Origin of the sequence: Marinobacter sp. bablab_jr008 (genome assembly GCF_016464145.1) — a bacterium.
Lineage (GTDB): Bacteria > Pseudomonadota > Gammaproteobacteria > Pseudomonadales > Oleiphilaceae > Marinobacter > Marinobacter nauticus.
In genome coordinates this window covers 238,523-264,733 of the sequence record NZ_JACDWW010000054.1, presented here as the reverse complement: position 1 = coordinate 264,733, position 26,211 = coordinate 238,523, and the positions used below count along the sequence as shown (strand labels likewise).

20 protein-coding genes are annotated in these 26,211 nt (G+C 55.8%); 10 read left to right on the top strand and 10 right to left on the bottom strand.

Features of this window, described 5'->3' with window-relative positions; translation table 11 throughout:
* Nucleotides 1-57: 57 nt before the first annotated feature.
* From JIF53_RS08510 to JIF53_RS08500, 3 genes are read right to left on the bottom strand one after another with little or no spacing between them, the layout of a single operon-like run.
* A complete protein-coding gene (locus tag JIF53_RS08510) occupies nucleotides 58-1,242 on the bottom strand; it encodes a GMC family oxidoreductase (RefSeq protein ID WP_228285506.1) in 1,185 nt (394 codons plus the stop codon).
* Between the two features lie 27 nt (nucleotides 1,243-1,269).
* Nucleotides 1,270-2,724, bottom strand: coding sequence for an aldehyde dehydrogenase family protein (locus JIF53_RS08505; RefSeq protein ID WP_058091245.1), 1,455 nt, complete (start codon nucleotides 2,722-2,724; stop codon nucleotides 1,270-1,272).
* Between the two features lie 51 nt (nucleotides 2,725-2,775).
* Nucleotides 2,776-2,922 (bottom strand): rubredoxin, encoded by a 147-nt coding sequence (locus JIF53_RS08500; RefSeq protein WP_081467554.1) that lies wholly within the window; start codon nucleotides 2,920-2,922, stop codon nucleotides 2,776-2,778.
* A gap of 142 nt (nucleotides 2,923-3,064) precedes the next feature.
* On the opposite strand from JIF53_RS08500, the gene JIF53_RS08495 reads away from it, so the two are divergent.
* A complete protein-coding gene (locus tag JIF53_RS08495) occupies nucleotides 3,065-3,928 on the top strand; it encodes a hypothetical protein (protein ID WP_008177406.1) in 864 nt (287 codons plus the stop codon).
* Here the strand turns inward: JIF53_RS08495 and JIF53_RS08490 are convergent.
* Complete coding sequence (locus JIF53_RS08490; RefSeq protein WP_008177408.1) at nucleotides 3,920-9,385, bottom strand: hypothetical protein; 5,466 nt, start codon at nucleotides 9,383-9,385, stop codon at nucleotides 3,920-3,922. The genes JIF53_RS08495 and JIF53_RS08490 overlap by 9 nt on opposite strands.
* A 262-nt stretch (nucleotides 9,386-9,647) precedes the next feature.
* On the opposite strand from JIF53_RS08490, the gene sstT reads away from it, so the two are divergent.
* Both sstT and JIF53_RS08480 read left to right on the top strand, forming a co-directional pair.
* Nucleotides 9,648-10,874, top strand: coding sequence for a serine/threonine transporter SstT (gene sstT, locus JIF53_RS08485; protein WP_199452246.1), 1,227 nt, complete (start codon nucleotides 9,648-9,650; stop codon nucleotides 10,872-10,874).
* A complete protein-coding gene (locus JIF53_RS08480; RefSeq protein ID WP_199452245.1) occupies nucleotides 10,871-11,380 on the top strand; it encodes a shikimate kinase in 510 nt (169 codons plus the stop codon). The genes sstT and JIF53_RS08480 overlap by 4 nt, the downstream gene beginning before the upstream one ends.
* 13 nt (nucleotides 11,381-11,393) lie before the next feature.
* On the opposite strand, the gene JIF53_RS08475 is transcribed toward JIF53_RS08480, so the two are convergent.
* The gene (locus JIF53_RS08475; protein WP_121206867.1) at nucleotides 11,394-12,398 is read right to left on the bottom strand and encodes a hypothetical protein; all 1,005 of its coding nucleotides are present in this window, start codon (nucleotides 12,396-12,398) and stop codon (nucleotides 11,394-11,396) included.
* A 205-nt stretch (nucleotides 12,399-12,603) separates the two neighbouring features.
* On the opposite strand from JIF53_RS08475, the gene JIF53_RS08470 reads away from it, so the two are divergent.
* Complete coding sequence (locus JIF53_RS08470) at nucleotides 12,604-14,352, top strand: autotransporter assembly complex protein TamA (RefSeq protein WP_228285513.1); 1,749 nt, start codon at nucleotides 12,604-12,606, stop codon at nucleotides 14,350-14,352.
* The gene (locus JIF53_RS08465; protein ID WP_199452243.1) at nucleotides 14,349-18,116 is read left to right on the top strand and encodes a translocation/assembly module TamB domain-containing protein; all 3,768 of its coding nucleotides are present in this window, start codon (nucleotides 14,349-14,351) and stop codon (nucleotides 18,114-18,116) included. Before JIF53_RS08470 ends, JIF53_RS08465 begins: the two co-directional genes overlap by 4 nt.
* Nucleotides 18,117-18,125: 9 nt before the next feature.
* On the opposite strand, the gene JIF53_RS08460 is transcribed toward JIF53_RS08465, so the two are convergent.
* The 3 genes from JIF53_RS08460 to JIF53_RS08450 are packed head-to-tail and all read right to left on the bottom strand — an operon-like array spanning nucleotide 18,126 to nucleotide 20,552.
* Nucleotides 18,126-18,809, bottom strand: a complete 684-nt coding sequence (locus JIF53_RS08460; protein WP_228285505.1) for an SIMPL domain-containing protein — start codon at nucleotides 18,807-18,809, stop codon at nucleotides 18,126-18,128.
* Nucleotides 18,810-18,820: 11 nt separating this feature from the next.
* Nucleotides 18,821-19,558, bottom strand: coding sequence for a gamma-glutamyl-gamma-aminobutyrate hydrolase family protein (locus tag JIF53_RS08455; RefSeq protein WP_199452253.1), 738 nt, complete (start codon nucleotides 19,556-19,558; stop codon nucleotides 18,821-18,823).
* Entirely contained in the window at nucleotides 19,551-20,552 is a 1,002-nt protein-coding gene (locus tag JIF53_RS08450) for an amidoligase family protein (RefSeq protein WP_199452241.1), read from the bottom strand. The genes JIF53_RS08455 and JIF53_RS08450 overlap by 8 nt, the downstream gene beginning before the upstream one ends.
* A gap of 166 nt (nucleotides 20,553-20,718) precedes the next feature.
* Here JIF53_RS08450 and lexA point away from each other — a divergent pair, with 166 nt between their 5' ends.
* Both lexA and JIF53_RS08440 read left to right on the top strand, forming a co-directional pair.
* Nucleotides 20,719-21,330, top strand: coding sequence for a transcriptional repressor LexA (gene lexA, locus JIF53_RS08445; RefSeq protein ID WP_199452252.1), 612 nt, complete (start codon nucleotides 20,719-20,721; stop codon nucleotides 21,328-21,330).
* 39 nt (nucleotides 21,331-21,369) lie between these two features.
* Nucleotides 21,370-21,864 carry a cell division inhibitor SulA gene (locus tag JIF53_RS08440; protein WP_014421027.1) on the top strand — a complete coding sequence of 165 codons (495 nt, stop codon included), beginning with the start codon at nucleotides 21,370-21,372 and terminating at the stop codon, nucleotides 21,862-21,864.
* Nucleotides 21,865-21,871: 7 nt separating this feature from the next.
* Here the strand turns inward: JIF53_RS08440 and JIF53_RS08435 are convergent, their stop codons facing one another.
* Complete coding sequence (locus tag JIF53_RS08435) at nucleotides 21,872-22,132, bottom strand: hypothetical protein (protein ID WP_011785479.1); 261 nt, start codon at nucleotides 22,130-22,132, stop codon at nucleotides 21,872-21,874.
* A 57-nt stretch (nucleotides 22,133-22,189) separates the two neighbouring features.
* Nucleotides 22,190-22,672 carry a DUF6586 family protein gene (locus JIF53_RS08430; protein WP_199452240.1) on the bottom strand — a complete coding sequence of 161 codons (483 nt, stop codon included), beginning with the start codon at nucleotides 22,670-22,672 and terminating at the stop codon, nucleotides 22,190-22,192.
* A 219-nt stretch (nucleotides 22,673-22,891) separates the two neighbouring features.
* On the opposite strand from JIF53_RS08430, the gene JIF53_RS08425 reads away from it, so the two are divergent.
* The 3 genes from JIF53_RS08425 (at nucleotide 22,892) to JIF53_RS08415 (ending at nucleotide 26,179) form a co-directional block, all read left to right on the top strand.
* Nucleotides 22,892-24,250 (top strand): DUF1329 domain-containing protein, encoded by a 1,359-nt coding sequence (locus tag JIF53_RS08425; RefSeq protein WP_153740460.1) that lies wholly within the window; start codon nucleotides 22,892-22,894, stop codon nucleotides 24,248-24,250.
* A gap of 80 nt (nucleotides 24,251-24,330) precedes the next feature.
* Nucleotides 24,331-24,660 carry an SOS cell division inhibitor gene (locus JIF53_RS08420; RefSeq protein ID WP_199452239.1) on the top strand — a complete coding sequence of 110 codons (330 nt, stop codon included), beginning with the start codon at nucleotides 24,331-24,333 and terminating at the stop codon, nucleotides 24,658-24,660.
* Between the two features lie 70 nt (nucleotides 24,661-24,730).
* Nucleotides 24,731-26,179, top strand: coding sequence for a sigma-54 dependent transcriptional regulator (locus JIF53_RS08415; RefSeq protein WP_011785475.1), 1,449 nt, complete (start codon nucleotides 24,731-24,733; stop codon nucleotides 26,177-26,179).
* The last annotated feature ends 32 nt before the right edge of the window (nucleotides 26,180-26,211 follow it).

Here is a 26,211-nt window from a genome sequence, read left to right as displayed (position 1 = left end):
TTATCAACCAATATCGGACCATCGGTTGCTCCCGCTCTTTGCTTCCTGACCTCAAAGTCAGAATCTCACCCAGTTATCGCCTCTTGTTGGCGCAGAGGTGGGCTTGACGGGTATATTGGCGAGCGAAGTCACTGATTCAGGCTTCAGGTAAGTTGGCAAAAAGTGGAATTGCACATTTGGCCGTTCGCACGAGCGCTCGGATTTAACAAAGCCTCCGGACTCGGCAACATTACTGGTAAGAAATCCACGTCGCGCAAAGATATATGAGAATAATGCGCTCACGCCCCGAAACAGGAAACTGGGAGCAACGCCAATGGGCAAACGTGAGTTCGCCGCGTGCATGATCGTAATATCCAAATGATCAACCAGATTCTGGCCGACCTCAGGAAGATGATGCACAAGGGGGATCCCGTGTTTTCCAAGCTCTTCGCTATCACCGATTCCCGAAAGCATAAGTAGTTGTGGTGAATTAACCGCACCACCAGACAATATGACTTCACCGCCGTTATTGAGTCTAAGCTGGCGATATTCGCCCCCCTGGTTCAGTGTCACGCCGACTGCCCGCTTACCGTCCATTACCACCCGGGTTACCCGCGCGTCCGTTAGCACATCAAGATTAGGCCGGTTCTCCGCGACACGCAGAAATGCCTGCGCTGAACTCCAACGGCGACCATTTTTTTGTGTCACCTGGTAGAGTCCCAATCCCTCTTGCGTCTCTCCATTAAAGTCCGTGTTTATCGGGAGCTCTACATGAGGTGCCGCTCGAACAAAATCTCGACTCAACGGATTGACTGATTTGAGTTCACTTACGGTGAGCTCACCGCCCTCCCCATGGTAAGAATCTGCGCCAAAACGTTTATTATCTTCCAGTCGACGAAACAATTTTAAAGCGCGATCCCATCCCCAGAGGTCTGTCCCGGCAACTTGACCCCAGTGGTCATAATCGGCTTTGTGACCTCTGATATAGACCATGGCGTTGATAGAAGAGGACCCGCCAAGTGTTTTCCCACGAGGCCAAAACAGGCGGCGCTCCTTTAGATGTTCTTGAGGTTCGGTTTCAAGAGCCCAATTCAGCTTTTTACTATTGGAAAGGAGTGCTATACCTATAGGCATATGTATGAGTGGATTTTTATCCTTTGGGCCCGCTTCTAGCAACGCTACTCGCTTTGAAGAGTCCGCCGTAAGCCGATTGGCCAATACACAGCCCGCCGATCCCGCACCGACAATAATGTAATCGTACATAATAACTCTCTTATTATTTGATTATGCTCAGCCCAGAATACGAACAGCAGCCTCTATAAGACGCCGGACCCAGGCTGTATAGGGTGGAAAAAGAAGATGCATAAGAGAATGTTTATCCTCCATCAACGCCTTTTCATGCGAAAAAGCGCGGAAACCGTATTCACCGTGTGCCGCCCCTATCCCGGAATTATTAACTCCACCAAACGGCAGACCCGGATGTAGAAAATGCACAACTGTAAGGTTGACTCCTACAGCGCCGGAGCTCGTTCGCTCGATAATATCCGTGGCAAAAGACTCGTTTTTGTCGAATATGTAAAGCGCAAGCGGTTTAGGGTTATCGTTGATTTTCTTGATAACCAGATCAATATCGTCGAATTCAATAACGGGTAAGATCGGGCCGAATAACTCCTCACGTGAAATATCCATGTCGCTGGATACATTTGAAATCAACGTCGGAGCAATAAAATTCTCTTCAGCATCTGTAACACCGCCCTCAAAGACTCTTGCACCTTTGTTTTTGGCATCATCTATCAGGTTTGAAACTCGCTGGAAATGACGTCGATTTACAATCCGGCAATAGTCGGCGGTCGATTTCTGGGCTTCTGGTGTTTTTCCATAGACTCGCCCAATTTCCGTTTTAAGTGCTTCATTGAATTGATCTGCGATATTAACGTGCACAAAAACATGATCTGGGGCGATACAGGTCTGTCCATTATTGGCAAACTTACCCCAGACAATGTTTCTTGCAGCCCTCTTTATGTTGGCATCTGGGCCAACAATGGTCGGGGACTTACCCCCCAATTCCAGCGTCACTGAGGAAAGGTTCGTGGCGGCAGCCTCCATGACCACCTTGCCTACCGCAGGACTGCCCGTGAAGAATATGTGGTCGAAGGGTAAGGCCAACAGTTTCTGCGCTACCGCGGCATCACCCTCAATCACGGAAACCAGATCGGGAGGGAAGGTTTCGGCGACAATGTTGGCAATCACCTTTGAGGTATGTGGTGTCATTTCCGAGGGTTTAATGATGGCTCCGTTCCCTGCAGCCAACGCTGAGACGAGAGGCCCGAGCGCAAGATTGAGCGGATAATTCCACGGTGCAATAATCAGGCACACTCCCTTTGGTTCTGGCCGAACATAAGATTTCGTGCCCAGAACACCAACGGATGCAGCCACTCGCTTCGGACGCATCCATTTACGCAAGTGTTTTTTAGTGTGTCGAATTTCCTGAAGCACCGGCAGGAGTTCAGTTAATTTGACTTCTGGAGCGGGTTTTCGAAAGTCCGCCGCGCAAGCCGCAATGATGTTTGATTCGTGGCGTTTAATTGAATCCCGCAGCTGGTCGAGCTGCGCTATTCGAGCCTCCAAGGTAAAGCTTCCGCGACGCGCAAGTTGTGCCCGCTGTAGGGCCGCGAACGTTGAATCAATCGTATCGCTGGTTGACACATTGGTCACCCCAACCTCCGCCAGACTAGCAATCTGCATTATAAAATCACCTCTTGCCGAACGAGACTGTTGTTATTTTCAATCGGATTACTAGTCTTCATAGAGGACATAGTCCTCTTTTGTGGCACCACAGTCCGGACAGCACCAATCGTCTGGAATATCTTCAAAACGAGTGCCGGCAGGGAAGCCTTCGGCTTCATCTCCGAGAGCTTCATCGTAGATATGGCCGCAAGTGATGCAGACCCACTTCCGATAGGTATCTTTTTGAGTCGAGTCTTTCGGCGATTTTGAAGAGTTAGGCTTGGGTCAATGGCGGCTATATCGTTTGTGTCAATAGCGAAAAAAACACATATGGGAAAGCTCGGGGAAACAAAATCTTATGGGTATTCATGAAGACTCCGTTTCGTTCGACGGTACAATCGTCGTCTTACATCCAGCAAGTGCACCACACGTCGTTAATTCCGGCGGGGTGCTTGAGTTTGAGGAAGATTCCTCAATTGTCCTGCCTGCCCAAAAACAGCTAAAGGACGCCGTGGTTTCAGCTCTTAACGATTTTCGAGATATGAGGAAATTGGCGGCGACTTCCGTAGAGTGGCGTCTCAGGATTGAACCTACGCACAATGTCGAATTCCCGGCAACTTACGTTGTGAGGCTCGTAGGGCCTGGGGCTACGGCTTCGGAGGTGGAAGTATTCAGGGCTGCCGCTCGATTGGTATTTAGGGATTTGATCCCACAGAGGATATTGGGCGAACCGGAAGATGAGCCAATTCTTTCCGAAAAGGAGCAAGAGTTTCTTGGAACCCTTAGCCGAGGGATAGCGGCAAAATTTGCGAGCCGCTCGATCAAGCAGGGCGTCATGGTGAGGTTTGGCTTTGAAGATCTCGGTGGGGCAACGGTACAGGGTGTCATGCCGTCTTTAACGGTCGAGCAAAAAGCTCTTGGCACCATGTGGGCGGCAGGCAGGCCGTTAGGGTTCGACGAGCAAAAAAGTACGGTGACGCTGTGGGTGACACCCGGCGCTAACGATGAGGACGCCTCGGAAATCGAGGGAAGAACTGAGATTTTGTGCCACGATCTGGATTTCCTTCGTGTCTTCGCCAGAGCCTATGCGAATCGCAGTTTGGTTAAGTTTCAAGTGGTGAGCCAACAAGAAGCCAGAAAGCAAAAAACGGTATTGACTCTTCTTGAACTAGAAGAAGTGGCGGTGGACCCTGCGGAGAGCTTCGACCTTCAGTTAGGATAGGGGGGGTAACGGCGTCAGTGGTGCGGGTTTCGGGCAGTAGGCCGATGCAATTGCGATGAAGAGTAGTACCAACTCCAGGCGATCATGGATTTGGGTAATCATAGGGCTGGTGAGGACTAATCCCGCGTAAGAGCGCGCCCTGGTGTAGTTTTTATCGTAATCCTCGTTGAAGGTGTCGAGTTGCAGCGAGGCGGCTGCCGGTACAAATTCACCTGCCAGAACCACTCTTTGAGCTCGGGGAGCATAATCCGGTTTGCTCTTTATGACGACTTTGTACGAATTCTCGGGGATTTTGAATGCGTCCACCAGAAGCCGCATCAGGTGAGCATCTTCGACCTCGTTCATCAGCAAGTGGCCATTTCTACCAACGAGATTCGAGGCCTGGGCGAGAGAAGGTAGCGGTCGGTCGGTGTCCAGTTCCTCACAGTTGTGCAGCTCGTCGCACATCTGCAGCAGTCGGGGCCATACGGCAGTCGAGCGAGATTTCAGTAAATACTTCGGCAGTTTGGTGCCGTACACGAATGCCTTCTTCATTTGTTCCGGGTCATAGACCTTGAACCGCAACCCCGCATTTATCCGGTCAACCAGAATTTCTACATCGGCGAGTTCTCCCGGTGGCAGGCGAAGCATCGGTTCGATTCCGTGAGCCGCGTACCCAAGCGCCATCAGTCTCAGAGCTTCCATCACAATAAGGGGCGTGAGTCTGGTTCGCTGTGCAAAAATGGTGGGAGCCGCACTCTCGACTTCACTGGCGGATTTTACAGGCCAACGATCAATCTGGACGGCCTTTGAAATCGTGCCGGCGTAGTGGGTGGTTACCGGAGTGAGCCTGTCTGCCCACTCTGTCATCATGCGGTTATAGGAGCGAAATTGCGTTCGAGGCGAGTGGTGCCCGAGCGCCCGGGCGATCGCCATAGAGCCGCGTCTTGACGGCAGCCCGTGGTTGCCGAGCAGTACCTTTCGGAGGCTCTCCCTATCGACCGATTCAGTGAGTTTTTGGGCAAGCGGTGTGTCTATCTCAAACAAGGCGCTGTTCAGCACATTACAGAATCCGTGGCGGGCCTGGTGCAGGCTCATGCGGGTGTTTCCGGTCACCAATTTAAGCGTCCGTGCAATATCCGATGGAATGGATCCCGCAAACGGCGTGAGGTTACCCTCTTTGTCGGCAAGGATCGGCTTATTGTCGGCGTTACCCAGCCTGGTCGTATATCGTGTCAGTATTGATGTAACCAGTGACCGCTCGACAGCACTCAGTTGAAATACCAGCGGTACAGCTCGCCGGCTGTGGACGCTGCTTTTCAGGCCACGTATGGAATTGCTTTGAACCAGTACCCAGGTCAACCCAGCGGCTTCGCACCAGTCCGAGCGGAGTAAGCCAATAGCCTCCTGGGCCCTGAGCCCGAAGCGGAAACCTAACAGAAGTACAAAGGCGGCTTGCATACCCCGTTCGATCTCCTCGGTGTCAGGATGCAGGAGCAGTTGGAGGGCCTGGAGGTACTCGCTTTCTGAAAAGAGCCTGGGGCGAACCGAGCGTCGGGCACTGCCGAGATCAAGTTCGTCCCAGTCGGGAGTGGATACTCCGCGCTCACTCGCCCAGTCGAAGAACTCAATAAGGCGTGCCGAAAAATACGCCAGGTCTTTCAGTTTGTGAGCGCAGTGAGACAGCATTTTGGCGCAAAGCTCAGTGACGTCCTCCTCGGCCATCAACAGCAAATCCGCCTTGTAGGCGAAACCACGAAATGGGCCAGACAGTTCACTTAAGTACCGTTTGATAGACCCAGTCGCGTAGGCTTTGTGGGCATAGTTAGCTCGGCCTTTACCTTTTCGGATTCGGTGTGCGACCCAGTAGCCAAGTAGTAAAACGGCACTGCTGACAGAGTGAGTATGGGCCCGGCAGTGCTGTTCGACCTGTTTGGCAATCTCTCGTGACTTGGCTTTTGTGTATTGATTCAGAATGTCCTGCAGTCCTCCAAGAAAAGCTTTCGCCGAGTCGTAAAAAGGTTCGGGATAAGTACCAGAGGCTGATGCTGGAATCGGGGGTAAATTTTCAGTTTCTGGAAGGTCCTGCTCTGGAGTGGACTCCGGTGGTTGATATCGCTGACCTTCTGTCAGGCGAAAATAATCGTACAAGCACAGGCTGGTAGGAGGGTTTCTATTACTGAGAGCGCCTGCCACCATACCTGGAAGGTCAATCAGGTTAGCCTGTTCAATTAACCGGCTCAGCTCTTTTAACAGCGCGCCTACCGACCGCTCGTTTCTTTTTACATCATCAAGGTGTCTGGTTTCCGCCAGTATTGTGGCCAGTGATTGTAACGACTTCGGACAGGGCGCTGTGTCGAGATCCTTGCTGTCTTTGATTCCGAGCCCTTTCGCTAACAGTCGTCCGGTGGTGTGGTCGATCTGATGCCGTTGAACCGGTTGATTGTAATCATTGGGCTCCAGGAATTCGGAGTACTCCAGGTACACGCGTTGCTTGTGTTGTATTACCCGGAAGTTTTGCCCTTGAACCAGATCTTCCAGTAGTCTGAGATAGGATATGCGCTTTTCAATCGCAACGAATGCAGTGGCCAGCGCCAGACTATCGGACTTCGAAAGTCGAGCTTGCCGGATGGCCTGCTTCGTGTCCCGCGCCCATTGTGCAAGGTTCGGCATGGTTTGAAGCGCTCTGGGGCAAGTGTCTCTGACCAGTGAGCGTTCGGTGCCTACCCTTAATGTTCTGTGTCGTATGAATTGTCTTGTATGGGGGCGGTGTTCCTCCAGCCATTGGACCAACACTTCCATCCGAACAGCCGCCTGAGGGTGGGGCATCCCGTTTTCGCGGGAGATCATTCTTTTTGCCAGACGATCAATGTAGCTTTGATTGAGTTCGCTCTCATCGCTGACTGGGCTGGCATCTAGTGCCAAGTCCAGCTCCTTCCGGGCTGCAGAACGCGCCAGATCACGGGCTTTGAGCCGTTCCGAGTGTCGCCGTGCCTGACCAAAGCATTCAGGCTCCCGGTAAGTATCAGCGGGTTGTTTGGCTTCGAAGGCAGTGATGTCGAAGTTGGTCTTGGGCAGTCGCACTATAAAGCCTAGCCGTTCAAAGCAGTCGTCCAGGGCTTCCTTATACCGTTCACGGTCCTCTCGCCAACACCTCGCCGAGTGATCACTGTAGGAGGTTGTTCCCCGCTCCCCATGGCCCATCCAGCCGTCTATGACTTCGGGGTGAACGTTCATTCGAGCTAGCTGCTGGGCAAACCTGTGCCGGAACAGGTTCTTCGGAAGAGGCCACGAGAAGAGTTCCGATCCTGGGACGGCTAAATCGGTTAATGGATGCCACGCACCATTGCTATCGAGCAGGAAGAACAGGGGCAGGGTGTCGGAGTTTCCTTCCAGAACCTGTTGGATGCGATGCGCAAGGTCTTTGTGTTGACCTGAAAGGCTCGCCTTGAACCGACGAAGGTGCTCGAGATAGTCCTCCAATAGCCCTTTTGCGCCATCTGCAAGTGGAACCATTCGTCCGCAGTGAAGGCCGTCGTCGGATTTATCATTGATAAAGACGGCCGGGGGGTGATCACAGAAGTGGGCGATCGACTCGAAAGGCTCTGACAGGTTACGGCAACCGGTTGCGGCATTCAGGGCCGTGACAGTGTATTGGACCAGATGGTTGTGGAAAGTGATGGGGTCGCCTTGCGAGCTTTCCAGCAGGGTTTGGGTGGCTTCCCGAATGCCCTCGACCAAAATGGACTCGAGTGGCGCAAGGAGGCTCCCGAGAAGATTGGTCCTCTCATCGCCTAATGCGGGGTTTTGTAATGGAAGCCCAAATCCGTTTTGAACCTGAGCGATGCTCCAGTTGGCGTATCCACAAGCTGCTGGTAACGTAGCTCGAGGGTGGGCCGAAAGTAAGCGAGCCAATGAATGATCGCATGTCTCTTCGAAAACACTTTGGGACTGTGCGTTAGCGAGTTTGGCGCTGGTGAGTCTCGGGAAATGCCGTTTCGCGTGTTGCCTGAACCATGTTGTTAGGGCATGAGGGCTGGCCCGTGCCCATAGTTGCCGAAGAGTGGCGATGTCCGGGAAAACCTGGGTAGCCTCTCGGAGAGCGCTCTGTATTTGCTCTGGCAGCGTGACGCGGAGATTGTCCTGGAACGGTTCGATCAGAGGTTGAGCTTCGGCATCCGGATGCCAAGAGCTGTGTCGCCTCGGTCGTTCCCGGTGGGCAGTCACTAGGTCTTGGGAAATGCTCCATTCATCGCGTAAGTCATCCGTTATTTCAATTTCCTGTATGAACTCCAGGGAGCGTTCAAGATGAACGGCCAGCCAGACTAACGCGCCCCCCAGTTTTTCTTCAGGGCGGTCCTCAGCCAGAGTGCAGTTAATCCACTGATCGAGTTGATGGGCTTCTGGGGGAAGTGGTTTTTCCCATGACCAAGGAAGATAGTTTGACAGTTCTGCCGTCTGCATCAGTATGCTTTGACCCGAGAGTTTCTGCTGTTCTGGTGTTTCTTCCGGGTCGACGCCGAACAGCAGCAGTTGATGCAGGGCTTCTTCATCGGCAGAGTCTGTTTCGCTGTCTGAATAGGCAAGAAGTTGAGGCCCGCCTGCCGAGCTGCTCAGATCCAATGCGCCCTCTGTTGCTTGGAGTAGGTTCGTAAAGGAAGTCTGAAAAGCGGTCTCTGTTTTTTGAGCTCTGGTGGGGTTGAGTTGGCCCTCTGCAACCCGTTGGATGGCCCTAAGAAGCAGCAGCTCTTTACGGGTTTCTGGCCCTGAGTATCTGGCGATTAGCTGAGATGCGGCGTGTCGTATTGCCAGGTTGAATTGGGAGTACGAGTAGTGGTCTGACGGGCAGGCTTTCAATGACATTTCAAGAATGTTGTCAATAAGTGTCCATTTGCTGTTCTCTCCGGGGAGGCAGAGTGTGCTGGCGACCTGCTGAATCTGGTTATCGTGTGGGCAGTTATGCTCTGCGGTTCTTTCCAGTGCCTGTACGATCAGCCATATTTTTAGAGTTCTTCGTAATCGGTCGAGTAGTTTATTGTCGGAAGGGGGCTGTGGTTGGATAACCAGTTCGAGCAGAAAATGCTCGTTTTTCAGATCTGCTCCTGCCGACCGCAGAATGGTTTTCGTGTTGCCTCTTGATACGCCCTGGTGAAGACCGGAATAGTTATTGGCAAAGTCTTTATCTTGGCTGAACGAGAAAAGAAGCCTGCTTAGGTGGCTGATGTAGGGATTGTCAGCCCACTGATGCAGAATGGCCTTTGAGTCCGGGTTAGAGAGTTCGCGATACAGGTTGCCGACGATCGTGAAGTTTTCAGTGAAGCCAAAGGCGAGCGCTATGGCGTCGAAGATGTCGGAGACGTTGTTTTGTTCAGCCCAAGAACGGATGGCTTGAAAGTGAGGGCCTGGATGCCTTAAGGTCAAGTCCTCGTTGTCTGATTGATCAGCCCCGTGCCATTTCTGCTTGTCGTTACTTGGCATTGTTGTACTTAGTCTCCACTCTCCCTTCTATCCAAAATTCTAATTCACACATCAATTTATATCAAATATCATCAATTTGGCACAAAAAAAGTGTGCCTAAAACATCAGTCTCATAACCATCCAGCTCCCGCTACCAAAAAAGAAAAAGGCAGGTCAGTTACCTTCACTGATCTGCCTTTTTTGCTTTCTGGGCGGCAGATTATTCCCATGGCCATTATCGCCGGGTGATGCCCCTTTCTGACCAAGCAAAAGGAGCCCAAAGATGTCTTCCCGGCGACTTGGCGTTGTACGCCCCCTGCTGCAGATGGGGTTGATACCCCAGATTACCATCGGAATCATTGCCGGCGTTTTGCTGGCCGTGATTTGGCCTGATACTGCCCAATCGGTTTCTCTGCTTGGCCAACTGTTTATATCCGCCCTGAAAGCGGTTGCGCCTATCCTGGTGTTTGCGCTGGTGACGGCAGCCATTGCCAATCACCAGCAGGGACAGCCAACCCACATTCGTGGGGTGTTGCTGCTCTATGTGATCGGTACGCTGGTGGCGGCTGTGGTAGCGGTGATCGCCAGCTTTGTCTTCCCCACGGAACTCACGCTGGAGCTTCCGGAAGTCAGCGGCAACCCGCCTGGCGGGCTAGTCGAGATCCTGCGCAATCTTCTGCTGAGCGCGGTGACGAATCCGGTCAGCGCACTGATGGAGGGGAACTTCATTGCTATTCTGGCCTGGGCCGTTGGTCTGGGATTAATGCTGCGCCAGGGCCGTGACGCCACCCGGCAAGTGGTGAACGACCTGTCCGATGCAATTTCCGGCATTGTCCGGGCCGTTATCCGGTTTGCGCCCCTGGGAATCTTCGGGCTGGTTGCCAATACCTTGGCCGATGCCGGCATCGGCGCGCTGCTGGAATACGGCCGCCTTCTGGCCGTCATTGTTGGCTGTATGCTGTTTGTGGCTCTGGTGACCAATCCGTTGATTGTCTTCCTCCACACCCGCCAGAATCCTTACCCCCTGGTATTCGCCTGTTTAAGGGGCAGTGCCATCACCGCCTTTTTTACCCGCAGTTCCGCTGCCAATATCCCGGTTAACCTTAACCTGTGTGACCGGCTGGGGCTGGACCCGGATACTTACGCTATTTCCATCCCGCTTGGTGCCACTATCAATATGGCCGGTGCCGCCATCACCATCTCCGTGATTACCCTGGCGGCTGCGAATACCCTGGGTATTCCGGTGGATTTCCCGACCGCACTGCTGCTTTGTGTGGTGTCGTCTATTGCGGCCTGCGGGGTGTCCGGCGTGGCTGGAGGTTCACTGCTGCTTATTCCGCTGGCGACCAGTCTGTTTGGTATCTCCACGGAAGTGGCCATGCAGGTGGTTGCCATTGGTTTTGTCATCAGCGTGGTTCAGGATTCCACCGAAACCGCATTGAACTCATCAACCGATGTTCTGTTCACCGCGGCGGCCTGCCGTTCGGCAGAGGCTCGTGAAGCAGCATGACCACCGGGCGCAGAAATCTGGTGTTTATCGGCATGCCTGGCAGCGGCAAAAGCACCGTCGGGGTGTTGGTGGCAAAACGCCTGGGCCTGGGGTTTATCGATACCGATCTGCTGATACAGGAGCAGGCCGGGCGAACGCTGCAGGAGATCGTTGACCAGGACGGCTATCTGGCCCTGCGCCGGATTGAAGAGCAGGTACTGCTGGCTCTTGAGGTTGAAGGTCAGGTCATCAGCACCGGTGGTAGCGCGGTGTACAGTGAGGCCGCGATGACACACCTGAGGCAGAAGGGCACCGTAGTGTTTCTCGATATTTCTCTGGATGAGGTGCGCAGACGTATCGGCAATTACAGCCTCTGCGGTATCTCCCGTCGGCCCGACCAGTCGCTGGAAGCGTTATTTGAAGAGCGTTTCGCCCTTTATACCCGCTACGCGGACCTGGCCATCAAGGGCCAGGGGTTGAACCAGGAACAGGTCTGTCAGGCGGTCATCGATGGGTTGCCACAGTAACGAGCAATTCCTGTCAGGGCAGATTCTCGCGCCAGTGTTTGACCCGGACCTGGTCCTTGATGGCGTCGACCACCTCCAGTATCAGGTTGATTAGCGCTTCGTTTTCGGCCTCTTCCTGTTGTTGGCCAGGTTCGGGCAGGAACACGTTGACGATATCTTCAATAAACGCATGGTTAGAAGTGGAGGCCAGGTCTTCGAGAATCTGGTGAATCACATTGGCGACAATGTCACCCACCGCATTCTCCAGTGTGTCCTGGATGGTTGGCCCCACCACAGGCAGGTATTTCAACCGGGACAGCTCCAGGTTCTGCTTCAAGGCCTGGTCTACCCGGTTTTCCAGGTAGGCCCTCAATGCGCCGCGATTGGGTACGTAACCCTCCTTGGCTGCCACTGCCACCCGTTCTGAAATCCACTCTGACAGCATGTCCCGCCGCGGATAAAGAATATCCTGCTGGATACGCTCAAACAGAGGCGAGCCCCGCCGAACTTCTTCCTGAACACCGCTGAGTACTTTCAGGACAATCCGGTCAGACAGCTCCTCCATGAATGCTTCGTAGTAGAAATTAACGAACCGGAACAGCCGGGTGTTGGTGAAATCGATGATCTTGTACTGATGCAGCCGGTAGATAATAGAGATCACCCTCAGGATTCTCAGAAACCGGAGGCTGCCAACCGGAATGCAGCCCACCAGATCGTACCAGTGGATGAACGGATAGAAGTACCAGCGGTCATAGACTTTTGCCCTGATTGAATAACCCCAGCGCAATACAAATTCGCTCAGGAAAATGGCCACGAAGATCAGGTCGTAGAAGATGAAGCGTTCATGAATGGGGTGGTAGGCAGATTGCAGTGCCGGCGCGTAGTCTTTGAGGAGATTCTGCACAGCCACAAAGTTGTAGATGGAATCCCAGATGATGAACGAAAGGTTGATGATCAACAGGCCAAGCATCAGAAAGTCGATCAGGAACCAGATCAACTGATGACTGGATTTCAGGTTTTCGCGGTTTACATGAAGCATCCGTAGGACCTGTCTATGGCTCTATAAGTGTCTGACAGGTTAGCCTATTTCTGGAACAGGTACGAGGCTGACGGTGGCAACAGCAATGGCGTTATGCTGCTAATCTTAATACGGCGGGCATGGATAGCGCCCCGGTCTTGCGGGTAAACTCTCGCCCCTGTGACAGGGAACACTCACTTTATCTGGTCAGGGCAGCCATCCTTTGATGCGGTTATTCGGGACTCACATTCAAGCAGCGATCAGGCCGGTGATATGGTTGCTGTTATGGCAGGCGAGCTCGGGATTTGCCAACCAGGTTCGGGTAGAGGTCGAGGGGGATTACGACCAATTGCAGGAGAACGCGGAAATCCTGCTGGGCGAGGTTGAGGACAGAACCGCCGACGGTCTTCGCCGCTATGCCTCCAGCGCCGCCGCCCAGGTGGAAGAAGCGGTCCGGGCCCTGGGTTATTACAACCCGACCATTCACTGGCAGGTCAATGAACAGGATGAAGCGCCGGCGGAGCTGGTGCTGACCATTGTTCCGGGCGAGCCAGTGCGCGTCCGGTCCCGGCGTGTGGATATTCAGGGTCCGGGGGCAGACGATCCCGACCTGGAGCAAGACCTTCCGGAGCGCCCTCGGGAGGGTGACATTCTGAATCATGGTGAATACGACGGTTTACGGCAGTCGATACAGAACCGGGCAGGGCGCCTGGGCTACTTTGACGGCGAGTACGAGAACCGGAAGCTGGAAGTTGATCCGGATGCCAATACCGCAGATATTCTGCTCACCTATCGCACCGGTGAACGTTATCAGCTGGGCGAAGTAACGTTTCTGGAAGGCCATGGTTTTGAGGAGCAGTTGCTGAGGCAATTTGTGACCACAGAGCCGGGCGAGCCGTTTCATGCTGACAAGGTGGCGCGGCTTAACCGGGATCTGTCCAACAGTGGGTATTTTTCCGGCGTCGACATTGATGCCTCACCTTCCCAGGCCGAGGATCGTGTTATTCCAGTGACGATTGGTCTGACCCCAAGGCCTCCCAGGTCGGTCTCTGCGGGTGTCGGGTTCTCGACCGATGTGGGGCCGCGTTTCCGGGGTAACTGGCGCGAGCACTATATTAACTCCATGGGGCACAAGAGAGGGGCAGACACCGAGCTGTCTGAGCTGCGTCAGAGTGTCAGTGGCTGGTACGAATTGCCTCTTGACCCGCCCATGACAGATTCCATCCGTCTGGGCACCGGGTATCAGCGGGAACATGTGGAAGACGTTGAGTCCGAACGCCTGACCTTCGGTCAGCAATGGAATCATCAACTGGACAACGGTTGGATGCAGGTGTTGTCGATGCGCTGGGAAGGCGAGCGCTTTCGCATTGGTGACGGTGAGCGAGGGACCTCCAGCCTGCTTCTGCCGGGTGTGAGCTATTCAAAGCTGCAGGCGGATTCGCCACTGGATCCGTCCCGGGGCTTCCGTTTACAGCTGGATGTCACCGGGGCCCACCGGGCGGTGCTTTCAGATGCGGATATTCTGCATGTCAATCTGCTTGCCAAGGGTTTGTACACCCTGGCTGACAACCATCGTTTTCTTGCCCGGTTCAACTTTGGCGGTGTTGCCACCAACAATTTTTCCGATGTGCCGCCCTCTCTGCGGTTCTTTGCCGGCGGTGACCAGAGCGTACGAGGGTATGGTTATGAGACGCTTTCACCGGAGGACAGCGATGGTGTGGCCGTTGGCGGTCGATATCTCATTGTGGGGAGTGCTGAGTACCAGTATGAGTTTGCCAGGAACTGGCGTGTGGCCGCCTTTGTGGATGAGGGTAATGCCGTGAACGATGTCTTTGATCCGCTGGCGACCGGTGTTGGGGTGGGGATTCGTTGGGTCAGCCCCGTGGGGCCGCTTCGCCTGGATGTTGCCAGGGGTTTGAATGAGGAGCTTGGCGGTGGCTGGCGGATTCACTTTTCCATGGGGCCGGAACTGTGACCGAGGCGCAATCCAGAAATACACAGGCCCCGGATGCCGAACCGGAAACCCGAAAATCCCGGCATTGGTGGTTCTGGCCGCTGGTGATTGTGCTGGTACTGCTGCTGGTGCCCCTGTTGCTGGTGGTTGCAGTTCTGCTGGCCCTGCGCAGTGAGACGGGAACCGCCTGGGTCATTGAACAGGTACCAGGCCTGCGGACGGAAGCTGCCGAGGGCTCGATGCTGGGGCAGTGGCGGGCCGATGGCCTGGTCTGGCAGGGCTATGGTGTTGGCGTGCAGGTGAGCGAACCGGAAATTGACTGGTCACCGTCGTGCCTTCTTGAGCTGACGGTATGTCTGGACACGCTCAAGGCGGCCAGTATAGCAGTTACTGTGCAGGAATCCCCCGACCAGGCTGATCAGCCACGAGGTGATATCCAGTTGCCTTCCGTCAATCTGCCCCTGGGTGTGAATATCGGTGAAGTCCGGCTCGGGGCACTAACGGTAAATGACAACCTGGTCTGGAATCGGGTCGAGCTGGATTCCCGGGCGTCGGGTGCCACCCTGAACATTGACCACCTTCTGTATGAACGCGGTGATATTCTGGTGACCGCCAATGGCCGAGCCGAGATGCGTCGGGACTGGCCATTGAATCTTTCAGTCAACGTTTCCATGCCACCACCGAGCGGAGACGACTGGCAGGTTGCCCTGGATCTGTCCGGCAGCGCCCGGGATCTTCGTGTGGCAGGCACCAGCAGCGGCTATCTTGACGCTCGCCTTGAGGGGGAGGCGGATCCGCTTGATGCCGATCTGCCGGCAAGCCTGAAGCTCCAGTCGCCAGAATTTCTGCCGCACAGCTCTGTACCTGAAACCCTGACGCTGGGCCAATGGCGGCTGGAACTCGATGGCAGCCTGGCTCGGGGTTTCAATACCCGAACCCGGGCAATGCTGCCGGCCTCCACCGGGCCGGTGGAGGCGTCAGTTCAGGGTCTGGTGACCCTCCAAGGCGCTTCCGGCGTTGAAGTTTCGATGATCGCCCGGGATCGGGAGGGCAATTCCGAAGGGCGCTTCGGCGCGAACGGCAATGTTTCATGGCGTGATGGTATTGATGCCAATGCCGACATAACCCTGGACGGGTTTCCCTGGTATGGCCTGATTCCGGGCCTGGAATCTCCACCGGTTGCACTGAACCGTCTGGATGGCCAGGTTCAGTACCGTGAGGGCCGTTATCAGGCGGAGCTGGACGCTTCCGTGGCCGGGCCCCTGGGGGAGGCCGAACTCACGTCCGGGCTGGTGGGCGACCTGCAGTCGGTGACCCTAAGCCAACTGGATATGACCACCGGTGCTGGCGCGCTTTCCGGCCAGGCAGAATTGGTGTTTTCCGGGCCTCTGGGCTGGGAGGCGCAGTTTGAGCTCGATCGATTCAATCCGGGTTATTGGGTGCCGCTGCTGGAAGCACGTTTGAACGGAACCGTGGCCACCAGAGGTCAGTTGCGGGACGGGGCACTGCCCGAGTTATTCGCCGATATCGACCTCAGCGGCCAATGGCGGCAGCAGCCAGCGCAGGCAAAAGGAAAGCTCTCCACTCAGGGCCAGGACTGGGTTGTGCAGACCCTGGCCCTTGCTGTTGGGGATAACCGGCTTGAGGGCAGCGGGCGGTATGGCGAATCCCTGGCGGGCGACCTGCGTTTTGATCTTGCCGCACCGCAACAGTTGTTGGCCGATCTTGCCGGGGGGGCTGCCGGACGGCTTCGGCTCTCTGGCTCGCCGGAAGCTCCGGAAGGTGAGCTTTCACTTACGGCGGGCAATCTTGCCTGGCAGGATCAATTCCTGGTCACCGAGGCGCAGCTTGAAGCCGGTCTGGGCGGTGACGGGAGGATTGACCTTGAGTTGTCCGGCACTGAGCTGCGTCTGGCTGGCCAGGAACTGGACAAAGTCGTGGCCTCGCTCAGCGGCACTCGGGAGCGCCACACTTTGGCTGTGCAAGCCGATCATCCCGAAGCCTCGATTGAGCTGGAATTCGACGGCGGGCTGGGAGAGCAACTGCCGGATTGGCGCGGACAGCTGGCCCGTGGCCAGATTTCAGTACCAGAGCCGGGGCAGGTCTGGCAGCTGGATACAGGGGCGGATCTTTCCTATGTGGCCGGGGCTCTTGAGCTTGGCAGCCACTGCTGGCGCTGGCAGCAAAGCTCGGTCTGTGCTGGTGACCAGAGACTGTGGCCGGACTCCCGTATTGCCTATGAAGTGCGGGGTTTTCCTGCCAGCGCACTGGCGCCGCTGTTTCCAGAGACCTTCCGGTGGCAGTCGACCATAGATGCCGACATTGCCCTGACACTCACGGATGCGGGTCCCGATGGCAGTATCCGGGTTGATGCCGGTGCCGGCGAGTTTGGTGTTCTGGTGCTGGACGACTGGCAGCCAATTCGCCATGAGCAGCTGGTGGTTGAGGCTCGCCTTAAACCGGAGGAGGCCAATGTCAGCCTGGATTTCAACGGCCCGGAACTTGGCCAGTTTGACCTGGAGCTTGCCGTGGATCCTCTGGCCAGTGACCGATCGGTTGATGGTGAATTCCGGCTCCAGTCCCTCAATCTTGCCTTTCTCTCCGCCTTTACCGGTATTGAAGACATTCAGGGGCAGGTTAATGGCAGTGGCCGATTGGCCGGCCCGTTGATGAAGCCTGAAGTCACCGGCGAGTTGGTGCTGAGTGACGGGCGCGTGTTCGATCCTGGTCTGCCCCTGCCGCTGGAGAAATTACTCGTTGTCCTTGAGTTCCGGGGGCAGTCGGCCGATATCAGCGGGCGCTGGCAAAGCAATGACCGCAGTCAGGGGGAGGTCTCCGGAACCCTGGCCTGGGCGCAGACGCCGCAACTTGCGATCAATCTGAAAGGCGATCGATTGCCGGTGACGCTGGAGCCTTATGCCCGGCTGGAGGTGGGGCCGGATCTGGATATTGCCTTCAAGGCTGGCGAGCTGTCGGTTTCCGGCCGCGTTGAGGTGCCCAGAGGCGACATCGAAATCCAGAGCGTGCCCCCATCGGCGGTGTCAGTCTCTGAGGATGAAGTCATTGTGGGTGTCGAACGGGAAGAGCCGACCATTCGTTCCATGCTGATGGACGTGACTGTCGTGGTGGGTGAGGATGAGGTGTCGTTTGCCGCGTTTGGCGTCACCGGCGACCTCGAAGGCACGTTGCGCATTGGCAACAATATGGACACACGGGGGGCGCTGCAGTTGGTAAATGGTCGCTATGAAGCCTTTGGCCAGGAACTGGATTTGCGCCGGGCCCGGATTCTCTTTGTGGGCGCACTAACCCAGCCGTACCTGGACATTGAGGCGGTGCGTGAAGTCGATACCGTGGTTGCCGGCATTCGGTTGTCTGGCCCGGTAGACGCGCCGGAAACGGAAGTGTTCTCTGAACCGTCAATGCCGCAGAGTGATGCTTTGTCCTACGTTATTCTCGGCCGCCCGCCCCGGGGCCAGGGTGATGAGGGGCAGATGAGCCGGGCTGCGTTGTCACTCGGTCTTACCCAGGCCAGCAAGATCACACAAGGTATCGGAAACGAACTGGGTATCCGTAACCTGACATTGGAGGCGGAGGGTTCCGGGGAACAGGCCTCTGTGGTGGCGAGCGGTTACATCACAGACGAACTGAGCCTGCGTTATGGTGTTGGCATATTTGAGCCTATCACCACAGTGGCCCTGCGTTACGATCTGGGCCGCTACTTTTATCTGGAGGCCGCCAGTGGCCTGGCGGCTTCGCTGGACATTTTCTATACAAGGAACTTCTGAGCGGCCGGGTCAGTCCAGTTCGAAGGTGGCGCTGACGGTGGCCTGGATTTCCCTGGGGCCCACGCTTGACACCGCATCACCGGCCATTTTCGATTCCGCTCGCATCATCGGTACCGGGCGATGGCCGCCATTCACGTTCAGGGTGACCACATCGCCACAGCGCTGGTCGAGTTGCCGGGCGACAAACTCGCAGCGGCTTCTGGCATCGGCAATGGCCCGAGCCAGAGCCTCCCGTTCCAGCCCTTGTTCATCAGAATGGAAGAACTGATGGCTGCCAAGATGATATTGCAGCCCCAGCTTGTTTGCCTCGCCGATCAACGGATTCAACAGATCCAGATCGTTGATCGAGAAGCTGACGGTCTGGCTGGCCACCGACACCCGCTCCGGATCCTGGCCTTGCTCTCTCGTAGGCACCATGCGTGTATAAACACTGAGGTGGGCATCAGAATAATCGTCCAGCTCGTTACGATAGTCCCCAATGGCCTGGCGCCATTCGGCCATGGTTGCCGACACCTGTTCAGAGGCCTTTGCCGCATCCGGATGCTCGGCCGTGACGGTGAACTGGAATCTGGCGCTGTCCGGTTCATAGCGAACAATGCCTTCGCCATTAAGGCTCACTTCTCCGGCACTGGCGGCGGCTGGCAGTGTCGCGAGGGCGGCAGCAAGCGCAAGTGGAAATCGGTGTTTGGTCATGATCATTCTCCTTATGAGTGGAGTTCCGGGCCTTCCCGGTTGTCCAGTCGTTCCAGTTTCCGGGCGCGGGCGGCATGCACAAAATGGCTGAAGATGCGCCGGTGCCCGGTGTGGTAAAGCAGGTATTCGGGGTGCCACTGGACTCCCATCAACCATTGTCGGCCGGTATTTTCGATGGCCTGCACAAACAGGTCGTTGTCTACGGCCGTCACTCTGAGATCCTGTCCAAGGCGCTTGATGGCCTGGCTGTGAATACGGTTGGCGCCAATCACGTGGCTGTACATCAGCCCTCCCAGCCGGCTATCCCGCACCAGGCGAACCGTTTGAAGGGGCAGTAACAAGGGGCGATGTCGGGTATGTACCCGTAGCGGGGTGACATTCTGGCACAGGGATCCGCCGTGAAAGACGTTGATGAACTGTGCGCCGCGGCAGATACCCAGCACCGGAATATTGATCGCCTCCGCCTGCTGCAGAAGCTCGGTGTCGGTAGCATCCCGCTTCAGATCATACCTGGCCGTCACCTGGGGTTGTTGACCGTAGCGACCCGGATGCACGTGGGTGCCGCCCGAAAGCACCAGTCCGTCCAGCAGTTCCACGTTGGTTCGGTCGCCCGGGCGTATGTAATGGGTTCTGGCACCGTGCAGGCGCAGACCCAGGCTGATCAACCGGTGAGCCATGCTTCGCCGGCCCGGACCACTGATGCCAATGGTGAGGCCGGGAACGTCTGTTTCATTTTCCCGGTCAGACATAACCGTGCTGATGCAGCCAGTCATCGGTGGTCTCACGCCAGGAGTGGGTGAGATTGTGGAAACTGAACTTCTGGGCTCTGTGGAACTCCTGCCGCAGGGCGTCTAGATCCGGGCTGTTATTGGCAAGTTGCTCCAGCACTACCCAATCGTTCCAGACTGAGGAGAAATGCCATTTCGGGTTGTCAATGTCGCAATCCGGCAGCCGGTAGTGCAGGGTGGGACGACTCTTGATTCTGGGATCCTGAACGTATTCGGACAACAGTGATTCGTTCAGATGAGCGAACAGTGGCAGAAGATCCAATGCCTTGTTCCGGGTCGGGTTGTAGTGCAGATAGTCCCTCATCAGCGTGTCAAGATCAGGACGGTAATCGTCTGCCATCAGTTTATCGGTATACCGACTGCTCCAGGGCTCAATGTAGGTGGTGAATTTCCGGCTGATATCCAGTTGGTGCCGGGATTTGAGCCAGTCATACAGCAGTGCGAACGCTTGCAGGTAACGAACCAGGGTATCGGGCTCGAGGTCGGGCAGTTCCGGGTTCAGCTGAAGCCCGAACGCAAAGTAAATGGCCTCCCGGCTGCCCTCCGCACCCAGGTCTCGAAGCTCGTCTACCAGATTCTCGATCATGTCCAGAGCCGACATTGCCAGCGGCGGCCCCACAATCTCCAGAGGGACAATCTTTTCGGCGGCAAAGTCAATGACATCCATGGCGTGGTTGCCGAGTTCCCGAATGGATTCCGGGAGCCGTTCATCGGCGAGGTCCAGGTCTTTGATGGGATCAGAGTCCAGTTCGATAGTGAAAGCCCCGGCATCGGTGTCCAGTCGGGTGACATAACGGGACGTAAGCTCCGGCTCTCCCCCAAGCAGGCGGGCCGCGTGCGCGACCAGGGCCTCGTAGGTAAGGCCGGACAGTTCAATTTCAACCCCGACTTTTCGTTCCTGGCCGTCCCGATTTGTCTTGCGTTCCGGCATCTTGCAGCGATCGTGTACGGTCATGGTTGTTTGTGGCTTCCCTGTGTCTGGTTTCCGTCACCATAACATACAGGCTGGCGCTCTCCCGTTACAGGAAGGAAACCAAACGGAAGGGGCTTTACACTGGATAAAACACTGTATATAGTCAGTTCACTGTATAAAAAAACAGGATCGAGATTCCGGAGCCCGACTGATGAAACTGACTGCAAGACAATCCCAGGTGCTGGACATAATCCGACGTTACGTGGATGAAACCGGCTACCCGCCCACCAGGGCCGAAATTGCCGCAGAGCTGGGATTTCGTTCCGCCAACGCGGCAGAAGAACACCTGAGGGCGCTGGCAAGGAAAGGCGCCATTGAGATGGTGCCGGGAGCCAGCCGGGGTATCCGCCTGCCGGAGGCCGAAGAAGACCTGGGGCTTCCTGTTATCGGGCAGGTTGCTGCCGGTAGCCCGATTCTGGCGCAGGAACATATTGAAGATCACTGCACGCTGCAGCCGGGCTTCTTCTCTCCTTCAGCAGATTACCTGTTGCGGGTGCGGGGGATGAGCATGAAAGACATCGGGATTCTGGATGGTGATTTGCTGGCGGTGCACAGCACCCAGGATGTCCACAACGGTCAGGTTGTTGTCGCTCGTGTTGGTGAGGAAGTTACGGTCAAACGTTTCCGCAGGGAAGGCAACAAAGTCTGGCTGATTGCAGAGAATGAAGAGTTTGCTCCGATTGAGGTCGATCTTACGGAGCAGGAATTGTTTATTGAAGGTCTCGGCGTAGGCGTTATCCGCCGCTCCGATCTTCACTGAATACCGTATTCGGCAGCGCATGGCGCAGGTAGGTGAGTAATGGAACAGTTGAGCTTCACTCAGAACATGGCATTTCAGCCGGCAGCTGTTGTTGCGGCTGGCGCGGTTTCCTCTGGCCAAAGGGCACCGGCGGCCAGGGCAGCAGCGTCCGGTTCGGAGCGACGTTCAGCGTCTGGCTTCGGTGGCAATGTTACCGAGATTATTCTTCCGGAGGAGCAGGTGGAGAATTTCCAGTTGCTGCTGCCAATGCTCACACAACTCAACCAGGAGAAACGTTGGCTGGCGTGGATTGATCCTCCCCAGTCCCTGGTGGCCAAGTGGCAGAAAATGCACGGCATTGTGGCCAGTGAGATTCTGGTGTTGCGGTCAACGGCAGAATTCCCGGCACAAGAGTTGGCTGAGCGAGCGCTGGGCGCAGGCACCTGCCATGCCGTTGTGCTCTGGACTCACAAGCTGGGCCGTGCGGCGCTGGAAACGTTGCAAAAGGCATCTGCCAAGGGTAATAGCCACGGTGTGGTGTTGCGCCAGAGATAACGGGTGCTCAATGCAAGGTGTAGTGGGGCTGATTGTCGGCGAACTCGCCTTCGTCCTCTTCCCAGTCAATGTCGTGGCTGATGTTGCCAGCGGCCTCGATGCCAGCGGCAATCATCGCCTTGGCGACGTTCATGTCCCGGTCTTCCAGCATTTCTCTGGCCTCGTCAGAGAATGAGATGCGCACAAGTGGAGCTGCGTCGTCATCAATCCGGCGAAGCGCGTAGTCGCCGTCGGCGAGTTGTACAATTTCAAAAAACGAAGGTGACATTCATTCAACCTATATCTGCTGTCAGCGTATGTTAATGGATTGGCTCCGGCAGGCGGATTACCACTCGCTGTGTTGCTCGTCTATCTCTCTGGTCAATACGGTCATGGCAGCCAGTATCTTGTTCAGAGCCTGAACGGACCGATCTGGCCCCTGATCCGCCGAAACCGCAATGATGTTTTCTTCCGTCACGGTTTTCCGTGTCTTGGGCGGTTCTCCAGCGGCAGCCTCCAACTGATTCAGCTGTTGCCACCAGCTGCCTGGTGTTTCAGCCAGTTCCTTCAACATCCCGCCTTCCGCAATCGCATAGGGAAACAGCGCCTCCAGCTCGTCAATGGAGGCCGGTCTGTCGACCTTGTTCTGGTGACATCGGGCAATCATTACCAGCAGGAGTCCGCGAGCCCGCAGCAACAACTCAATGGCACCTTGCAGTTGGGCTTCTCGTTCTGGTGCAGTCGCCGCTTCGTCTTGCTCAACCCGGACTAGTAACGTTTTGGCCAGAAACAGCTTTTGCGAAACCAGGGTGTGCCATTGTGATGCCATGAGGAAACCTGCGAGCGAAAAATCAGAGAAACAGGGCCGGTAAAACTTTGGGAGTCTACCATTTTTGGCTGTTTATTTCTCGCTCTGTCCGCTTTGTGGAAATGCTCTTGTCACAAGAAACTACAAACAACCACTTGAAACGGGCGTTTGAAACTGGCAAAAAGAACATCATATTGGGTGAGTATTGACCACTCATGTGACTCACGCTGGAGGTTGAGGATGCGAAACCGATTAATTGCTGCCATCGCAGTTGCTGTTATGGGGGCGTCCAGTCCGCTGCTGGCAAAGGTAACACAGGCTGAAGCCGCGCGCCTGAACAATGAGCTGACACCGGTTGGTGCCGAACGCGCGGGCAACGCGGCGGGCACCATTCCAGCCTGGGATGGCGGGCTTGCCACGCCACCGGGGAATTGGCGCGAGGGTTCTGTAGAAATCAATCCGTTCCCTGGCGATGACGCCCTGTATGTGGTGACAGGGGATAACCTGGATCTTTACCGGGACAAGTTGTCGGACGGCCACATCCGGATGCTGGAGCAATATGGCCCGGCATTTTTCATGCCGGTGTATGAAACCCGTCGGACAGCGGCGTTTCCCGAACATGTATACGAGAAGTTTCGCCAGAATGCCCTGACCGCCGAGTTGCTGGACAACGGCAACGGGGTAAGAGACACCATTATGACCAGCCCCTTCCCCATTCCGAAGAATGGTCTGGAAGCGATCTGGAACCACATTCTCCGGTATCGCGGTGAGGAAGTGTCCTTCCGAAGTGCTTCAGCCACTCCTCAGGAAGACGGTTCTTTCAACCCGGTGGTCAATCACTACGATTATTTCTTCGCGTACAGTCAGGTAGGCGCGGATCTTGCCGATATCGACAACAAGATCTTCTACCTGAAAACAGAGACTATCGCCCCGACCACGCTGGCGGGCACCATCACCCTGGTGCACGAGACTCTGGACCAGGTTCGTTCACCTCGCCTTGCATGGCGTTATGACGCCGGTTCCCGACGCCTGCGCCGTTCTCCGAACCTGGCCTACGAGACAGACCTGCCGAATTCGTCCTCTCTGCGTTCGGTAGACCAGAAAGATATGTATAACGGCGCTCCAAACCAGTATGACTGGGAACTCAAAGGTAAACGGGAGCTGCTGGTTCCCTACAACGGATACAAGCTTCACGATTCCGGTGTTCGCCCTGAGGATGTCATCCGCCCCAACCACATCAACCAGAGTCTTGCTCGCTATGAGCTGCATCGGGTGTGGGTGGTAGAGGCCAAGCGTCGTACCGGTATCGGCCATATTTACGAGCGCCGTGTGTTCTACATTGACGAAGATAGCTGGCAGATTCTGGTTTCTGAGGAGTACAACGAGAAGGGCGAGCTATGGCGCGTTTCCGAGGCTCACAATATCAGCTACTACAGCGAGCCGGTCTTCTGGACCACCATGGAAATGACGTATGATCTGAAGGCAAACCGTTATTACATTGATGGTCTGGACAATGGTTACCCCGCCTATGATTTCGCGCCGGGGTATCGTGGTAACGAGTTTACCGCCTCTGCGGCCCGTCGCGCTGCACGGCGTTAACCGTCCGCTTGCGGGGCGCCATCGTTTCCGGTGGCGCCCTTTCGTTGGCCAGTCTGTCCCGCAGACCCCGGAGATTGCCAATGGCCAACCCTGAAAACCTCCTTTCCGATCTGGATCAGCTTCAAAACGAATTAACCCTGGCCCTGGACAACCAGGATTGGGAACGATTGGGCCAGCTTAATGCCCGGGTTCGACCGACGGTGGAACCGTTGATGGCTGAGCTCGAGCAGGGTCGCCTTGATGCCACACTGGTGCGAGAGCGACTGGAAGCGCTGAATCGTTTTGTGGCCGAGGCCGATGCCGCCGCTGTGAAGGCCCGCGACGAGGCGAAAGCCTCATTGAAGGGGGTCAGCCAGAACCGTAACGCCGCCAAAACCTATCAGAACGTCTCCTCGAATCGTCAAAGATAGCGTCATAAAATTGACTCGGGCCGGCATACGGTCTTAAATACCGCACAAATCCATGAAGAGATTCCTGTGAATGTCCAAAAATAACAAAGTGCTGGTGCTGAGTGAGGATGAAACCAGGCGGCGAGATCTGGTCACCATTCTGGAGTTTGTCGGTGAAGAGCAGGTGATTTCCGGCGACGAGGCTTTGGCGCTTTTGGCGAGTGACGATGATCAGGCCTGGGATAGTGTTTCAGTGGCGGTCGTCAACGGCACCGAATCCGGCGCCTGTTCCGCCATAGAGCAGGTGTGCCGGGCCATGACCGGTGTACCAGTGTTGCTGGTTGGCGACCCTGAGCTCAAGGGTTTGTCAGAGGACGATGCGGCACGAGTGATTGCGCGGATGGAATGGCCGCTGAACTACACCAAGTTCGTGGATTCCCTGTACCGCGCACAGATCTATCGGGACCAGTTCAGCCGCAACCAGCAGCGCGGCCAGCAGCGTGGTGTGCAGCTGTTCCGCAGCCTTGTGGGAACCAGTCGTAAAGTCCAGCAAGTGCGCCAGTTGATGGAGCAGGTGGCCGACAAGGATGTGAGCGTGCTGATTACCGGAGAGTCCGGTACTGGGAAGGAAGTGGTTGCTCGCAATCTGCATTACCATTCTTCCCGCCGCGATAAGCCCTTTGTGCCGGTGAACTGTGGTGCCATTCCGGCAGAGCTGCTGGAAAGCGAGCTCTTTGGCCATGAGAAAGGCGCGTTTACCGGCGCCATTACGGCGAGGGTAGGGCGCTTTGAGATGGCGGAAGGCGGCACCTTGTTCCTGGATGAAATTGGCGATATGCCCCTGAACATGCAGGTGAAGATACTGCGGGTTCTGCAAGAGCGCACCTTTGAAAAAGTGGGCAGTAACCGCACCCAGACCGCTGACGTACGGGTGATTGCGGCGACCCACAAGCATCTTGAGGACATGATTGAATCCGGTGATTTCCGGGAGGACCTGTACTACCGGCTGAACGTGTTCCCCATCGAAATGCCGGCACTCCGGGAGCGAGTCGAAGACATTCCACTGCTGATCAACGAGCTGATTTCCCGGATGGAAAAAGAGAAGCGTGGTTCATTGCGGATGAACTCGGCGGCCATCATGAGCCTGTGTCGTCATGATTGGCCGGGCAATGTCCGTGAGCTGGCGAACCTGGTGGAGCGTCTTGCCATCATGCATCCTTATGGCGTGATCGGAGTGCAGGAATTGCCGAAGAAGTTCCGCTATGTGGATGATTACGACGAGAATCGCCCGGTAGAGGATTCAGGTATGCCCTCTTCCATACCAGGCCTGGTGGGGCTGGATGCGCCAGCGTTGCTTCCGGTGAACGGCATTGATCTGAAGGATTATCTCTCCAATCTCGAAAAGCAATTGATTCAGCAGGCTCTCGATGAAGCCAGCGGCGTAGTCGCCCGCGCCGCCGAGAAGCTGCGGATACGGCGCACGACGCTGGTGGAGAAAGTGCGAAAGTATGGTCTGAGGGACGACTCAGAAGAAGCCTGATGACACCGGGGTTGCCGGTAAAAGGTGGCGTC

Coding starts and splice junctions, on each gene's coding strand:
- JIF53_RS08510 (WP_228285506.1), bottom strand. CDS start 1,242: ATGTACGATTACATTATTGTCGGTGCGGGATCGGCGGGCTGTGTATTG.
- JIF53_RS08505 (WP_058091245.1), bottom strand. CDS start 2,724: ATGCAGATTGCTAGTCTGGCGGAGGTTGGGGTGACCAATGTGTCAACC.
- JIF53_RS08495 (WP_008177406.1), top strand. CDS start 3,065: ATGGGTATTCATGAAGACTCCGTTTCGTTCGACGGTACAATCGTCGTC.
- JIF53_RS08490 (WP_008177408.1), bottom strand. CDS start 9,385: ATGCCAAGTAACGACAAGCAGAAATGGCACGGGGCTGATCAATCAGAC.
- sstT (WP_199452246.1), top strand. CDS start 9,648: ATGTCTTCCCGGCGACTTGGCGTTGTACGCCCCCTGCTGCAGATGGGG.
- JIF53_RS08480 (WP_199452245.1), top strand. CDS start 10,871: ATGACCACCGGGCGCAGAAATCTGGTGTTTATCGGCATGCCTGGCAGC.
- JIF53_RS08475 (WP_121206867.1), bottom strand. CDS start 12,398: ATGCTTCATGTAAACCGCGAAAACCTGAAATCCAGTCATCAGTTGATC.
- JIF53_RS08470 (WP_228285513.1), top strand. CDS start 12,604: ATGCGGTTATTCGGGACTCACATTCAAGCAGCGATCAGGCCGGTGATA.
- JIF53_RS08460 (WP_228285505.1), bottom strand. CDS start 18,809: ATGACCAAACACCGATTTCCACTTGCGCTTGCTGCCGCCCTCGCGACA.
- JIF53_RS08455 (WP_199452253.1), bottom strand. CDS start 19,558: ATGTCTGACCGGGAAAATGAAACAGACGTTCCCGGCCTCACCATTGGC.
- JIF53_RS08450 (WP_199452241.1), bottom strand. CDS start 20,552: ATGACCGTACACGATCGCTGCAAGATGCCGGAACGCAAGACAAATCGG.
- JIF53_RS08440 (WP_014421027.1), top strand. CDS start 21,370: ATGGAACAGTTGAGCTTCACTCAGAACATGGCATTTCAGCCGGCAGCT.
- JIF53_RS08435 (WP_011785479.1), bottom strand. CDS start 22,132: ATGTCACCTTCGTTTTTTGAAATTGTACAACTCGCCGACGGCGACTAC.
- JIF53_RS08430 (WP_199452240.1), bottom strand. CDS start 22,672: ATGGCATCACAATGGCACACCCTGGTTTCGCAAAAGCTGTTTCTGGCC.
- JIF53_RS08425 (WP_153740460.1), top strand. CDS start 22,892: ATGCGAAACCGATTAATTGCTGCCATCGCAGTTGCTGTTATGGGGGCG.
- JIF53_RS08420 (WP_199452239.1), top strand. CDS start 24,331: ATGGCCAACCCTGAAAACCTCCTTTCCGATCTGGATCAGCTTCAAAAC.
- JIF53_RS08415 (WP_011785475.1), top strand. CDS start 24,731: ATGTCCAAAAATAACAAAGTGCTGGTGCTGAGTGAGGATGAAACCAGG.